Below are 15,102 nucleotides of genomic sequence, written 5' to 3'. Positions count from 1 at the left end.
CACTGCATAGCGTGACCCCATGACTACAGTCCAGACCCGCCCTGCCGACGCCGACCGACGGCGCTGGCAGGCGCTCGCGGTCTGTCTCGTGGCGGGCTTCATGACGCTGCTCGACAGCTCGATCGTGAACGTCGCCCTGCCCTCGGTCGAACGCGGACTCGGCGCCGACGCCGCCGACGTGTCGTGGGTGGTGTCGGGGTACGCGCTCACCTTCGGCCTCGCCCTCGTCCCTGCGGGCCGCCTCGGCGACGTGCGCGGACGCCGGGCGGCCTTCCTGTTCGGGCTCGCGCTGTTCACGGTGGCCTCGGTGGCGTGCGGGCTGGCGCCGAGCTCCGGATGGCTGGTGGTGTTCCGGCTGCTGCAGGGCGCGGCCTCCGGCATCGTGGCGCCGCAGACGACGGGTCTGATCCAGCAGATGTTCCAGGGCGCGGAGCGGGCGCGCGCCTTCGGCATGCTCGGCAGCGTGGTCGGTATCTCCACGGCGGTCGGACCTCCGGCGGGCGGCCTGCTGATCCAGGCGTTCGGCGTCGAGGACGGCTGGCGCTGGGTGTTCTACGTCAACCTGCCCATCGGCGTGGCCGCGTTCTGTGCGGCGCTGCGGCTGCTGCCCCGCACACCGGTGGCGGAGAAGAGGCGCGAGGGCGCCGATCTGACGGGGGTCCTGCTGCTCGGCGCGGGTGTGCTGGCGCTGATGCTGCCGCTGGTGCAGGAGCAGCAGTGGACCGGCCGGCTGAAGTGGGCCCTGCTGCCGGTCGCGGCACTGCTGCTGACCGCGTTCTGGCGGTGGGAGCGGCGTCAGGGCCGGCTCGGGCGCGGGCCGCTGATCGACCTGGAGCTGTTCTCCCTGCGGTCCTTCACCCTGGGCGTGCTGCTGAACCTGGTGTACTTCGGCGGCTTCACCACGGTGTTCTTCGTGTACACCCTGTACTTGCAGAACGGCCTGGGCTACGGCGCCCTCGCGGCGGGGCTGGCCTCGCTGCCGTTCGCCGTCGGTTCGGCGGTCGGGGCGGCGCTGGGCGGCAAGCTGGTGGTGCGGCACGGCCGCAAGCTGGTCGTCATCGGGCTGGCCGGGGTGGCGGTGGGCCTGGTCGGCGTCATCGGCGCCGTGCAGTTCGTCCAGGGGGCCGGTGCGGCGTGGGCGGCGGCGCTGCCGCTGCTGCTCGCGGGGGTCGGCTCCGGCGTGACGATCTCCCCCAACACCACGCTCACCCTCACCCGGGTCCCCGTACGGCGGGCCGGTGCCGCGGGCGGCATCCTGGTGACCGCCCAGCGCATCGGCTCGGCGGCCGGTATCGCCGCGGTGGGCGCGGTCTACTTCGCCCACCTCGCCAACCACGGCACCTCCACCAGGGCGCTGCAACTGGGCCTGCTCACGGCGGTGGGGATCATCCTGGTCGCGCTCGCCCTGGCCGTCGCGGACCTGCGGGAGCGGCAGACGCACCCGGAGCCGCCCATGGGCGAGGGCCCGGCGCCGGAGCCGTTGGAGAGCACGGCGTCGAAGGCCTGAGCGCGCCGTTCAGGACATGCCGTTCAGGACTTGCGGCGTTCAGGACTTGCGGCGCGGCTTCCCCGTACGGCCGCCGGAGCGCCCGCGCACGGGCCGCCCGGCGGGCTTGCCGCTCTTCTGCCGGGCACCGCCCTGATCGGGCTTTTTCTTCTTCTGCTGCTTGGCCTCGGGGGGCGTCTCGCGGCCTCGCGTGCTGTTGACGGTGCGCCCCCGGACGATGCCGATGAAGTCCTCCACCAGGTCGGTGGTGGCCTCCTCGGGCCAGGACAGCGCGATGCGGGACTGCGGGGCGTCGACGACCGTGCGGTAGGTCAGGTCCTTGCGGTGGTACAGCCGGGCCAGCGACTGCGGGACGATCAGCAGGCCGACGTTGGCCGCGACCAGTTCCAGGGCGTCCGGGGTGGTGGCGGGCCGCTCGAAGGCGGGCTCACCGGGCGGGGCGTCCCAGTCGAAGACGTCGTCCAGCGGGTGGAAGAGCACCTCGTCGGCGAGGTCGGCGAGCGTGACCTCCTCGGCCGCGGTGATCAGGTGGTCCTTGGGGACGACGACCACGGTGGCCTCGGTGTACAGCGGGATCGCGCTGAAGAAGTCGCGGTCGACGGGCAGCCGCACGAAGCCCGCGTCGGCCTCCCCCGCGCGCATGAGCGCGTCCGCCTCGGCGGCGGGTACCTGCGTGAGGACGAGCGGGGTGCCGGGCAGGCGTTCGTTCCAGATCCGCACCCATTTGGCGGGCGTCACTCCGGGGACGTACGCGAGCCGGAACGACGGTGATTCTTCCGAGCCTGTCACCAGGCCAGGCTACCGGCCGTGGTCGGCTGCCACGCACACGGCCGATACCCTTGACCTCATGAGTTCGCAGCAGAGCACCCAGACGATGAAGCCCGCCACCGCGGCGAAGAAGCTGGGTGTGTACCTCCCCGCCACCCCCGCCGCCTTCCAGGAGGGTGTGGTCTCACGCGCGGAGCTGAACGAGCTCCAGACGAACCCGCCCGAGTGGCTGCGCGAGCTGCGGCAGAACGGCCCGCACCCGCGTCCGGTGGTCGCGGCCCGGCTGGGCGTGTCCATCGCCGGTCTGGCGCGCGGCGGTGTCACCGAGGCGCTGACCACCGAGCAGATCGAGGCGCTGCGCGAGGAGCAGCCCGAGTGGCTGGAGAAGGAGCGCGCCACGCAGGCCGACGTCCGCAAGGAAGCCGCGCGGATCAAGAAGCTGCACGAGGAGAAGGAAGCCAAGGAGGGCTGACGCTCCGTAGTACGTCCTGACCAGCGCCCCCGGCCCGTCCGGGGGCGTTGTCAGTGGCCTCCTCTACAGTTCCCGTCACTTGATCGTTCCGGGGTGCGGGGAGGCACGTATGGGGTGGGTTCCGGCGGGCGGCTATGAGGTCGCCCTCGAGTGCGGGAAGGTCGTGTGCCGCAACGCGGCCGGACGGCTGCTGAAGTCCGTGCCCCCGAAGATCGCCGATGATCCGGCGGTCGTGGGGCTGCGGCAGCTCACCGAGTGGCTGGAGCGGCACGAGCGGGAGGCGCTCGCCGCCGTGGAGCGGTGGATGGTCCGCTCGCTGCCGGTACCGCTCGCCGTCGTCGCGCGGGTGTGGCCCGACCCGGCCTGGCGGGCCGCGCTCGGCGATCTGGTGGTCACGGGCGAGGACGGCCGCGTCGCCGGCTTCCTGCGGGACGCCGACCCCGAGCGGGGTCTCGGCCTGGTCGACCTGGACGGCGACACCGTCCGCATCGCCCCCGCCCTGGTCCGCATCCCGCATCCCGTCCTCCTCGCGGACCTGGAGGAGCTGCGGGAGTTCGCCGTCGAACTGGGCGTGGAGCAGCGCGCCCAGCAGCTCTTCCGTGAGGTGTTCCGGCGTCCGGCCGCCCTGCCCGCCGACGCCAAGGAGGTGGAGGAGTACGCGGGCGGCTCGTTCAAGGAGCTGCGTTTCCTGCACGGCCGCGCCACCCAGCTCGGCTACCGCGTGCGCGGTGGCAACGCGGTCTGCTCCGTCCTGGAGGACGGCCGGGGCGTCGAGGCCCGCGTCTGGATCGGGGACTACGACAGCTACGAGCAGACCGAGACCGGCCCCCTGACCTGGACCGACCCTGCCGGGCAGGTGCTGAAGCTCGGGCAGGTCGGTCCGGTGGCCTGGTCGGAGGGCATCCGCATGGCCGCCGCGCTGTACGCCGGCCGGGACATCGAGGACGAGGAGCGGGCGGCATGACGGACATCGCCGAGTACGACGAGACCACCCTGACCGCCCTGCTGGAGGCGGGCGCCGTCCTGCCCCTGGGCAGCACCGCGCGCGAGGACGCCGACACCCTCACAGTGCGCTCCTACGCCCACCCCGCGCTGGCCGACCGCCGGATAGTGCGGCTGGTCCCGGGCACCCTGGGCGAGGCCGAGGACCTGGCGCTGGAGTTCCTCGGGCTCACCCCGGCCGAGGAGGCGTTCGAGGCGGGGCAGGTGCGCCGGGAGACGCTGGGCTTCCCCGCCTGGGCGCTGGTGCACGACCCGGCCAACGGCCACCACGCGCTCGCCCTGGTGAAGGACGTGGAGCGGCTCGCCCGGCAGGCCAAGTCCCGCCCCGGCAACGCCAAGGAGGGTTTCGAGGCGCTCGGCACCCGGCTCGGCCGTGCCGTGCCGCACTTCCTGCCGACCTTCTACGAGCAGGCGGCGCGGGTCTTCCTCCAGCACGAGAACACCACGTACGCCGCGGCCTTCTTCGGCAAGGCGCGTGAGGCCGAGCGGGTGCACGCCCTCACGGTGGACGAGGAGCGGCAGCGGGCGGTGTTCCTGGAGTTCGCCTTCGCCGGGGCACTGACCGTGAAGGCGCTCAAGGAGCATGTGAAGGACCTCGGCCGGCGGCTGGACCCGGCGGCCGCGTGGGCGCAGTTCCGGCAGCTCACGGTGGAGCGGTGCGCGGCCGGGATGCCGCCGTACGCCTCGCTGCCGCAGGACGCGCGCGGGCTGATCAGGGCGGCCGGGCTGGACCGGGACGCCGAGGAGCGCGCGCTCGTCGCCGATCTGATCGCCTCTCCGGCCGCCGTCCGGGCGCCCGCGTCGTTCTGGACCGCCTACCGCCCGGTGCTGCGCGCGCTCGCCGGGGAGCGGCCCGCGGTGCGGGTCCGGCTGCTGGAGATCATGCCGAGCGGGCTGGGGCGGGACGTCGAGGACGACGAGTCCTGGCTGGCCCTGCTCGCGGAGACCGGCGCCGACCGGCTGCTCACGGACGCGGCGGCGGCGACGGAGCACGGCGTCGACCCCGCCGACTGGCTGAACCGCTGGGCGCTGTTCCGCAAGCACGGCGGCTCGTTCTCGCGGCGTTCCCCGGCGACCCTGGCCCTGGTCGAGAGGATGGCGCCGGCGCTGCGCGCGGCCGGGCGCCCGGTGGATCTGTTCACCGGTCGCTGGCACGCGGGCGCCGACCTCGACCTGCTCGACCTGTGCGCGGCGGAGGGCGTCCCGCTCACCGTTCCGGGCGCCGATGTCACCGTGCACCTGGTGCTGCACCCGTGGCTGACCGACGACCGGCCGGGCCGCCGTGACCTGGCCGCCGTGGCCGCCGAGCCCCGGCTGCGGCGGCTGCTGCACCTGGCGGTGGGCCAGGTCGGGGAGGGCCGCCTCGCGTCTGGGGCGCTGGAGCCGCTCGCCGCGCACCCGGTGCTCTCGGTGGTGCTGCGGGAGTGGCTGGAGGAGGCGGCCGCCGAGTTCACCGGCGCGGCCGGCCTGCCCGGCGCCCATGAGGCACTGGCCCGGCTGCGGAGCTTCCGCCCGGTGGCCGCCCGGACCGGACCGGACGCGGTGGCGCGGGTCGCCGCGCACCCGGTGCCAACGCTGCTCGGGCGGACGCTGCGCGCGGGTGTCCTCGACGAGCTGGGCTGGCCCGCTCTGGAAGAGGCGCTGGACGTGCTGGGCACCCAGCCGCAGCACAGGAACGCGGACAACTCGCTGACCGTGCAAGAGGCTTGGCCCGCGCTGATCCTGTCCCGGGGGTCGAAGGCGGTCGTGGTCGGCCCGGAGGAGGTGCTCCTCGATCACGATCTGCGGCTGCCGCACGACCTGGACCGCTGGCAGCGCCCCCGGTTCCGGTACGTGGACGGGGAGTTGCTGGTCATCTGGTGGCACAAGAGCAAGCAGTACGGCTACTGGTCGGCGCGGCCCTCGGAGGTGTTCCCGCTCGGCGGCGAACGGACGCCGACCTGGTGGTCGGGCAACGACACGGTCGTCCCCTCCCTGCCCCTGCCCGGCGGCGGCCGGGCCACCGGTGGCCGCACCCTGCACGCGGGCGACACCGAACTGCCCGCCGCGCGCCCCGTCCTCGGTGACGGCACCGCGTACTGGCGGCAGGGCAGGCACGGCAGGCGGACGGTGTGGCTGGAGTACGACCCGGCCACCGGCACCCACGGCCGCGCCTCGCTGCCCGCCCTGCTGACGGCCGGCGTCCGCGAGGGCACCGAGCTGCTGCCGGGTGAGTGCGAGGTGCTGCCGCTGCGACCGGGTCTGGAGACGACCCCGTTCGGTACCGACGGCACGGTGCTGGGCCGCTGGGTGCGCGTCGAGCGCGAGGGCGCCGAGGGCTTGCGGACCGCCGGCACACCGGACGGCCGTACGGTCTCGGTGCCGGTGGTGCCCGGCGGCCGGGAGGACTGCGTACCGCTGGGCGCGCTGCGGCTGCCCGGTGGTGCGCGGCCGGTCGTCGTCCGGCTGTCGCGGGGCATCGCGCTGTTCGCACAGGACGACACCTCGGGGACCGGCCAGTTGGGCCGGGTCGCGCCGAACGGGCAGGGCGGGGAGTTCGCGGCGGGGTCCCGCCTGGTGCCCCCGCTGCCCTTCTGGCACGCCCTGCGCCCCCGTGACGAGGCGGGTTCGGCGGTACTGCGCGCCGTCACCGACGCACAGGCCGCGGAGTTGATGCGCGGCGTGGCCGAGGTGCTCGCCGAGCGGCAGGAGGCGCTGGTCCGCGCCGGGGAGGACGAGGCGGCGAAGGCCGCGGTCCGGCCCGCCGACGAGATCACCGTGGACGCCGTGCGCCGGGTGCTGCCGGGTCTCACCGACGCCCGGCTGCTGCTCGGCGTGGCGGCGCTGGTGCGCTCGGCCGTGCGGCTGGCGGACTCGGCCGTCGCCTTCGTGGCACCGCCGAAGGAGCCGGAGGCCCGTCCGCGCGCCCGGACCGAGGGCATGTTCGCCGACTTCAGCCCCGAGCACGGCGACGACCGCAGCCTGCGTGAGGCGCTGTCCCGGTTCGGCGGTATCCGCGGCTGGTGGAACTCGCCCCAGTGGAGCGTGCTCCGGCAGATGCGCGCGGTGAACCACGTGCTGTCCGGCAAGCCCGCCGACGGCAAGCCGCTCTCGGACGCCAAGCGGCTCAACGCCCTCCGGGACGACTGGCGGGGCGAGGAGTTCACGGTCCCGGACACCAGCGGCGGCTGGCCGGCCGTGCTGCCCCACCTGCGGGCGCTGGCGCTGCGGGCCACGTCCCCGGTGCTGTCGGATGCCCGGCGCGAGCCGCTGCTGCTGATGTTCGAGGCGCTGGCCGAGGGGCCGCTGCTGACGTCGGACGGCACGCTGCGCACGGTGGTGCTCGGCGAGCCGCGCGGGGCCGGCGGGCGGGCCGGTCAGGTGCTGCGTCGCGGCGGACGCACGGTGGTGATCCTCGGCTCGCAGAGCGTCGACCACCGCCGCGACCAGATCAACTGGCTGGCCCTGGACCACGATCCGGCCGGGGCGTTCGGCGCGGTCGCCCACTTCACGCTCGAGAGCGAGGACCGGTACACGCCGATGGTCTCCGCCCCCGACCTGGCCGCCGTCGCCCGCCTGGCGCGGGACAAGGGCGCCGCTCCCTGGCGGCCGGGGGCCGTCGCGGAGCTGGAGGCGGCGACCGGTGGCGGGCTGGGCCCGGCCCAGGCCGCCGCGCTGCTCGCCGGACTGCCGGACGAGCCGGGTCCGGAGGGGCTCGCGGTGATGGACCTGAAGACCCGTCAATACGAGCTCGGGGTCGCCCGTGTGGAGGCCCTGGGGTTCGGGGAGCGGACCGCGCTCCTGGGCGCGCTGCTGCCCGAGGACCCCGCCGACCTGTGGCTCTCCGGCCCGGACACGGGGGCCGCGGGCCGGATGTGGGCCGAGCGGCTCGGCTCGCTGGTGCGGGTGCCCGAGGACATCGCCGTCGAGCTGGCCGGGCTGGGTTCCGCGCACGCCGAGGACGTGCTCAACCCGGACCGCACCCCGTGGCTGAGCCGCACCACGCGCCTCGTGCCCGGCAAGGACGGCGACCTCGTCCCGGAGGACCCGGCGGCACTCCCGTCGGGCAACGCCCTGACCGGCGCGGTCACTTCCCTCACCGCGCTCGCCTACGTCCTCCCCCACGGCCACCCCCTGCGCGCCGCCCTCCCGGCCGGCCTCGCCGCCGTGCGCCGCCGGATGTCCGACCCGGAGCTGCTGCTCGACCTGGGTGTGCAGTGGACCGAGCGGAACACCCACACGGCCGTCGAGCTGCGCAAGACGTACGGGCTCCCCGCGACCGGCGGCCAGGACGCGCACGGTCTGACCCGGCTCGGCGAGGCGCTGGTGCTGCGGCCCTGGTACCACGCGGCGGAGACGGTCCTGGTGCGTCCGGCCGCGCTGTCCGGGCCCGGCGATCCCGTGTTCGGGCTGCTGGAGGGGCTGGCCGGTCCGGCACGCGCTCACGGGCTGCGCGCGCTGGCGCTGGTCCTCGGGCCGGAGCTGGACGGCGTGGTCGCGGCCGGTGCGGACACCTTCGAGGGGTACGCGCAGAACCCGGCGCTCAGCGTGCCGGAGCTGGTCGCGGAGGTCGCCGGGGCACATGGTCTCGGCGAGGACGCCGCCGCGCTCTACCTCCAGTTGCTGGCGCTGCCCGACCCGACGGACCGCAACACCGTCCGCTGGAACGGCTGGAAGCCCGCGCGGACGAAGAAGGCCCGCGCGGAGCTGGCCGCGACGACGCTGGTGGTGGAGGCCAAGCGGCCGCGTGCCGGGCGCACCCTCTTCCTGCCGTGCGGCTGGCGCGACCTGAAGTCGCCCGCGCTGCCGCTGGAGACCTGGAAGGAGGGCCTGTACCCGGTCCCGGCCCACGGCAGGGCGCTGCCCCTGCTGCCGGTGCCGGAGCTGTTCGCCCGCGCCTGGGACCGCGTGCGCGCGGGCGACGCCCCGGCGTACGAGGAGCTGACCACCCGCGCGGTCCGCAAGGGGCGCCGCCGATGACCACCGCCCGTACCCGTGTGAAGGAAACCCTCCCGATGAGCACCGCCCCCGCCCGTCAGATCGTCCCGGCCGAGGACCTGTTCGCGGCCGAACTGGCTTTCCTGGCCGCCTACGACACCGGTCCGCGGCCGCCCGCGTGGCGGCTCACCCCGCGCGCCGTGGTCACCTTCGTCATGGGCAGCGAGGGCCGCGCGCTGGCGCTGCCCGAGGACGCGCAGGTGCCGCAGGGGGTGCCGCGCAGGCTGGAGATAGCCGGCAAGTTCGTCGGGGACCGCGCGCTGGTGGAGCGGTGTGTGGTCACGCTCGCGGGCGAGCGGGGGCTGCTGCTCGTCGGGGAGCCGGGTACCGCCAAGTCGATGCTGTCCGAGCTGCTGTCGGCCGCCGTGTGCGGCACCAGCGGCCTGGTGGTGCAGGGGACGGCGGGCACGACCGAGGACCAGCTCAAGTACGGCTGGAACTACGCCCTGCTGCTCGCCCAGGGGCCCAGCAGGCAGGCGCTGGTGCCGTCGCCGGTGCTCACCGCGATGACGCGGGGTGGGATCGCGCGGGTCGAGGAGGTCACCCGCTGTCTGCCCGAGGTGCAGGACGCCCTGGTGTCGCTGCTGTCCGAGCGGCGCATCGCCGTGCCCGAACTGGCGGGCGGCGAGGACGCGTTGGCGCACGCGGCACCGGGCTTCAACCTCATCGCCACCGCCAACCTGCGGGACCGGGGCGTCTCGGAGATGTCGGCCGCGCTCAAGCGCCGCTTCAACTTCGAGACGGTCGGCCCGATCACGGACATCGACGCCGAGACCGCCCTGGTACGCGGTCAGGCAAAGGCTTCGGTGGAGCGGGCCGGGGCGGCCTTCGAGGTCGACGACGCGGTGCTTGAGGCGCTGGTGACGGCGTTCCGGGACCTGCGCGAGGGGCGGTCGGCGGAAGGCTGGGAGGTGGAGCGGCCGTCCACCGTGATGAGCACGGCGGAGGCGGTGTCCGTCGCGGGCGCGCTGGGCCTGGCCTCGGCGTACTTCCCCGGCGACCGTGACGTGCTCGGGCTGCTGCCGGGCCATCTGCTGGGCGTGGTGCGCAAGGACGACCCGGCCGACGCGGCCCGGCTGCGCGGCTACTGGGACGGTCCGGTGCGCCGCCGCGCCGAGCAGGGCTCCGCCACCTGGCGCACCCTGTGGGACCTGCGCACGGTGCTGGAGGGCTGAGCGTCGTGTCCCACGCATCCCCCGAGGCCGCGCTGGCGGCCCTCACCGATCCGGCGGCGCCCTTCCTGATCGGGGTCCGGCACCACGCGCCCTCCCTGGCGTGGGCGGTGCCGGCGCTGCTGGACGCCGCGAAGCCGGACGTGCTGCTGGTGGAGCTGCCCGCCGAGTTCCAGGAGTGGCTGCCGTGGCTCGCCCATGAGGACACGGTGGCACCGGTGGCCCTGGCGGCGTCCCCGGACGGCGGCGGTGCGGGGCCGGCGTTCTACCCCTTCGCGGACTTCTCCCCGGAGCTGGCGGCGGTCAGGTGGGCGGCGCGGCACTCGGTACCGGTGGTCGCGTGCGATCTGCCGCTCGCGGACCGGGGTTGGAGCGGGTCGGCCGTCGCGTCGGAGCCCGCGGCACCCGGTGTCGCCACCGCGCTGCGCGCCCGGCTCACCGGCCGCCGTGACGACGACCTGTGGGACCGGCTGGTCGAGGCCACCGCCCCCGGTTCCCCGCCGGAGGCGCTGCGGCGGGCCGCGCTGCTCACGGGCTGGGCGCTGCGGCAGGACGCGGAAGCCTCGGGCGGGGTGCCGGAACTGGACCTGCGGCGGGAGCACGGGATGCGGTCGTGTCTGGCCGCTGCCACGGCGGACGGCGAGCGCGCGGCCATGGTGGTGGGCGCCTTCCACGCGCCCGCGCTGCGGGCGGCGCCCGCCGGGCCCGTCGCGGCTCCGTCCTCCGCCTCGTGGACGACTTCGCTCATCCCGTACACCTACGCCCTGCTGGACGCCCGTTCCGGGTACCCGGCGGGCATCCGCGACCCCGAGTGGCAGCACCTGGTGCTCGACGCGGCGGGCGATCCCGGAGCGCTGGAGGAGGCGCTGACCCACGCGGCGGTCCGGGTGTGTGCCGAACTGCGGGCGCTCGGCCACCCCTCCGGACCGGCCGACGCGCGGGAGATCACACGGCTGGCCGGTGATCTGGCCCGGCTGCGCGGGCTGCCCGCCGCGGGCCGGGGCGAGCTGGTGGAGGCCGTGCAGACGGTACTCACGCAGGGCGAGCCGTACGGGCGCGGGCGGGCCGTGGCCCGGGCCATGGAGACGGTGCTCGTCGGCACGCGCGCCGGACGGCCGGCGCCGGACGCCCCTCGCAGCGGGCTGGCTCCGGCGGTCGAGGCGGAGCTTGCGGAACTGGGTCTGCCCGGCCCCGCGGACTCCGGTCGCGGCCCGGCACGCGATCTGCGGCTGAACCCGCTCCGCTCCGACCTGGACCGCCGCCGCGAACTGCTGCTGCGCCGCCTGTCGGTGTGCGGGGTGCCTTATGCGGAGGCGAGGGAGGTCACCGGCGCCGGCGGCACCGAGGCGCTGACCACGCGCTGGGAGGTGCGCTGGACTCCGGCCACGGCCGCGCTGCTGACGGCGGCCGGTGTCCGGGGCGTCACCCCGGCCCAGGCGGCCGAGGGCGTGCTGCGCGAACGACTGCGCGCGGAGCGGGCCGAGGGCGGTCCCACGGCGGCGCAGTCGCTGCGGGGTCTGGACGAGGCGGCGGAGTGCGGACTGACCGAACTGGTCGACGAACGGCTGGCGGAGACCTCGGCCGTGCTCCCCGACTCCGGCACCCTGCCCGAACTCCTGGCGGGACTGGCCCTGTTGGACCGGTTGCGCGCCGGGCACGCGGCGGGACTGGACGCTTGCGAGGATCGCACGGCGCGTGCGGGGAGCGTGGCCGAGCTGCTGACCACGGCCGCCGTGCGCCAGGTGGACGGCCTCACCGGCTCCGAGGACCCGGCCGACGCCCGCGCGCTGCTCGAACTGGCCCACCGCGCCGACCTGTTCGGCGGCATCCGGCTCACCGACGCACTCGCCCGGCTGGCCGCCGGTGGTTCCCCGCTGATGCGGGGCGCGGCCGGGGCCGTACGGGTGCTGCTGGGGCACGAGGAGCCGGGGGTGTTCGGGGGCCGGGTGGCGTCCTGGGTGGACGGAGCCGTCGACGCCGGGTCCCGCTCGGCGCTGACCGCGCGGCTGGCCGGACTGCTCACCGCCGCCGGGCAGTTGCTGGACTCGGCGGCGCCCGCGCTGGAGCCGCTGCTGGGCCGGGTCTCGGAGCTGTCCGACCGGGACTTCGTGGAGCGGCTGCCCGCCCTGCGCGGCGGCTTCGACACGCTGAGCCCGGCGGCCCGCGAGCGGCTGCTGTCCACCGTGGAGGAGCGCCTGGACGAGCGTCAGCTCGCCGACACGGGCGCGGTCGACCCGGCGGCGCTGGCCATGTGGACCGGCGCTGACCTCGCGGCACGCGACACCCTCGCGGCGCTGGGCCTGCTGCCCCCGCCCCACCCGGCCGGGGCCGCGCCCGGATCCGCCCGGTCCGCTCCCGAGAACGGCGACCGGCTCGCCCCGGCCGACCGCTGGCGCCTGGTCCTGGGCCGTCGCACCGACCGACTCCCCGCTGCCACCCGCCCGCTGGCCACCGCGCTGGACGAGCTGTACGGCACCGGGCGAGGCGAGGGCAGCCGGGGCGACCTCGCCGGACCGGGCCGGGGCGGCCGCGAGCCGTCGTACCCCGGTGTCCGGGAGTGGTCCGAGGAACTGGCGGCGCTGTTCGGGCCGGGCGTACGCGAAGAGGTGCTGGCCGCGGCCGCCGACGCGGGCCGGACGGACGTGCTCACGGAGCTGGACGCGGACGCCGTACGCCCGTCCGTCGATCTGCTGCGCTCGGTGCTGCGGCACGCGGGCGGGCTCCCGGAGGCGCGGCTCGCGGCGCTGCGGCCCCTGGTCCGGCGGCTGGTGGACGCCCTGACCCGGCAGTTGGCGACGAGGCTGCGGCCCGCGCTGCACGGCGCCGCGCTGCCGCGTCCGAGCACCCGGCCGGGTGGCGGACTCGACCTGCCGCGCACCCTGCGGGCCAACCTGGCCACCGCCCGCCGCACCCCGGACGGTGCGGTACGGGTCATCCCGGAGCGGCCCGTGTTCCGCACCCGCGCCCGGCGGGCCGCAGACTGGCGGCTGATCCTGGTCACCGACGTGTCGGGCTCGATGGAGGCGTCCACGGTCTGGGCCGCGCTCACGGCCTCGGTGCTGGCCGGGGTACCGACACTGTCGACGCACTTCCTGGCGTTCTCCACCGAGGTGATCGACCTGAGCGACCACGTCGGGGACCCGCTGTCGCTGCTGCTGGAGGTCAGTGTCGGCGGTGGCACGCACATCGCGGCCGGACTGCGGCACGCGCGTGAGCTGGTCACCGTGCCTTCGCGGACCCTCGTCGTGGTGATCAGCGACTTCGAGGAGGGCTACCCGCTCGGCGGGCTGCTCGCCGAGGTCCGGGCGCTGGTCGGGGCGGGCTGCCACGTACTGGGCTGCGCGAGCCTGGACGACGCGGGGCGCCCGCGCTACTCCACCGGCGTGGCCGGGCGCCTGGTCGCGGCGGGGATGCCGGTCGCCGCCCTCAGCCCGCTCGAACTCGCCCGCTGGATAGGGGAGAAGATCGCATGATCCCGCAACTGCCGCCCGTCGCACCGGCCGTCACGGCCGAACTCGTCGCCGCGCTCCCGCCCCGGCTCCGCAAACGGCTGGACGCGGGCATCGCCAAGCTGGCGGACCGCCCGGTGACCCGCGACGGCACGACGGTACGCGTCGCCGTGGACGACACCGCACACGTCGAACTCCGCGCTCCCGACGGCACGGTGACCCACGCGGACGCCGTCCACTGCGGCTGCCTGCTGGCCCCGGCCTGCCTGCACCGCGCCGCCGTCGCCTCGGCGGCGCCGATCGCGGAAGCGGACGCCCCGGGCGCGGCCGCCGTACCGGCGGACGAGGACCAAGTACGCACGGAGCCGACCCGTGCGACGGCCGAGCAGACCGCCGCCGCGCACGCCGTACGGACCGCCGCGGAGGCCGTGCTCGACGCCGGTGCGGACGGCTGTGGGGCGGTGCTCCAGGCGGAGTTGCTGCGCGCGGCGCACGGCGCGCGGATCGCGGGTCTCCCCCGGCTCGCGGCCTCGGCCGTCTCGGTGGTCACCGCCCTGCGCGCGGCCCGCTCCGCCGACCCGGCATACCGCCTGGCCGACCTCGTGGACGGCCTCGGCGACACCCTGGCGGTCGCCCACCGCCTGCCGGACGCCGAGGACGCGGAGCTGACCGGACTGCGCGGCACCGCACGCCGGCCGTACCGCCCGGACGGCTCGCTGCGCCTGTACGGGCTCTTCTCCGAGCCGGTGCTGACGGCGAGCGGCCACGCGGGCGCCGTCACCTGGACCGCGGACGCCGGGGGCCGGCTGTACCAGGTGTCGGACGTGGCGCCGGGCGGCGCGGGCCGGGCGGTGGGCGCGGCGGACCGTACCGTGCGCGTCGGCGACACGGCGCTGACCCACCGCGAGCTGTCGCGGGCGGGCCTGGCGATGTCGGGTGCCACGGTCTCGCCGTCCGGCCGCCTGGGCGCCGGGGCGGGCGTACGGGCGGTCCGCGCACCGGGGGTGGAGTGGCGCGCGGAGCCCCTGGACCGGCTCTGGTCGGTGCCCGTGGCCGACCAGGTGGCGCGGGCGCTGGCGGGTGGCCCCGACCTGCTGTTCCTGACGGTGACGGTGGCGGGGACGGTCCGCGAGGCGGCGGGCGACTGCCTGCTGGCGGAGTTCGGGGGCGGCACCGTGCGGCTGACCGCCGCCCACGACGACCCGGCGCTCCCCCACCGCGACAACCTGCGCCTGCTCGCCGCCGCTCAGGGCGTCCCGCTCCGGATCGTGGCACGCCTGGCCCCGGCCCCGCATGCCAGGGCGGCGCTGCTGGCCACCGAACACCCGAGCGTCACCGGCACCCGTGTCGATGTCGGCCTGGACCGCCTCCAGCGCGCGGACCTGCCCACAACCGCGAGTGCCTCCCGGACCCCGCCCCCGCAGGAGGAGGCTCCGGTGCACCTGCTCCGGCGCCGGGTGCACCAGGCGGTGGCGGGTGGCCGACGCACGCTGGCCTTCCCCGGCGCCACGACCACCGACACCCGCCGCCTGAACGCCCACGGCCTCGGCACGGCCGCCGACCTCCTGGCCGAGCTGCACGCCTCGGCGGCGGAGCGTTCCCGCGACGTCTTCGGCCGCCTCCTGCCCGCCGACACCACGCGCTTCGCCCGCACCTGGCTGGCGGCGACCCGCTACACCTCGGAGCTGGACCGCACGCTGTGCGCGGCCGCCTGGGGCGCGCACGGCGGCCGGTCCGGATAATCGCGTCGACAAC

8 protein-coding genes are annotated in these 15,102 nt (G+C 76.0%); 7 read left to right on the top strand and 1 reads right to left on the bottom strand.

Going from position 1 to position 15,102, the window contains the following annotated elements:
- Window positions 1-19 precede the first annotated feature (19 nt).
- On the top strand, window positions 20-1,507 hold the full coding sequence (locus HEK131_RS12845) for an MFS transporter (protein WP_217464023.1): 1,488 nt from the start codon (window positions 20-22) through the stop codon (window positions 1,505-1,507).
- Between the two features lie 39 nt (window positions 1,508-1,546).
- Here HEK131_RS12845 and HEK131_RS12840 read toward each other — a convergent pair whose 3' ends face one another.
- Entirely contained in the window at window positions 1,547-2,296 is a 750-nt protein-coding gene (locus HEK131_RS12840; protein ID WP_244335082.1) for a LysR family substrate-binding domain-containing protein, read from the bottom strand.
- Between the two features lie 58 nt (window positions 2,297-2,354).
- Here HEK131_RS12840 and HEK131_RS12835 point away from each other — a divergent pair, with 58 nt between their 5' ends.
- The 6 genes from HEK131_RS12835 (at window position 2,355) to HEK131_RS12810 (ending at window position 15,089) form a co-directional block, all read left to right on the top strand.
- On the top strand, window positions 2,355-2,747 hold the full coding sequence (locus HEK131_RS12835) for a DUF5997 family protein (RefSeq protein ID WP_161150933.1): 393 nt from the start codon (window positions 2,355-2,357) through the stop codon (window positions 2,745-2,747).
- A 109-nt stretch (window positions 2,748-2,856) separates the two neighbouring features.
- Window positions 2,857-3,711, top strand: coding sequence for a DUF4132 domain-containing protein (locus HEK131_RS12830; protein WP_244335080.1), 855 nt, complete (start codon window positions 2,857-2,859; stop codon window positions 3,709-3,711).
- Window positions 3,708-8,708, top strand: coding sequence for a hypothetical protein (locus HEK131_RS12825; protein ID WP_244335078.1), 5,001 nt, complete (start codon window positions 3,708-3,710; stop codon window positions 8,706-8,708). Before HEK131_RS12830 ends, HEK131_RS12825 begins: the two co-directional genes overlap by 4 nt.
- A 35-nt stretch (window positions 8,709-8,743) precedes the next feature.
- The gene (locus HEK131_RS12820) at window positions 8,744-9,901 is read left to right on the top strand and encodes an ATP-binding protein (RefSeq protein ID WP_347881855.1); all 1,158 of its coding nucleotides are present in this window, start codon (window positions 8,744-8,746) and stop codon (window positions 9,899-9,901) included.
- Between the two features lie 5 nt (window positions 9,902-9,906).
- Window positions 9,907-13,371: a vWA domain-containing protein gene (locus HEK131_RS12815; protein ID WP_244335074.1), complete on the top strand. Its 3,465-nt coding sequence runs from the start codon at window positions 9,907-9,909 to the stop codon at window positions 13,369-13,371.
- Window positions 13,368-15,089 (top strand): hypothetical protein, encoded by a 1,722-nt coding sequence (locus HEK131_RS12810; protein WP_244335072.1) that lies wholly within the window; start codon window positions 13,368-13,370, stop codon window positions 15,087-15,089. Before HEK131_RS12815 ends, HEK131_RS12810 begins: the two co-directional genes overlap by 4 nt.
- The last annotated feature ends 13 nt before the right edge of the window (window positions 15,090-15,102 follow it).

Source organism: Streptomyces seoulensis (genome assembly GCF_022846655.1).
GTDB lineage: Bacteria > Actinomycetota > Actinomycetes > Streptomycetales > Streptomycetaceae > Streptomyces.
The sequence above is the reverse complement of the archived record's forward strand: the minus strand, read 5'-3'. Positions and strand labels throughout refer to the sequence as shown.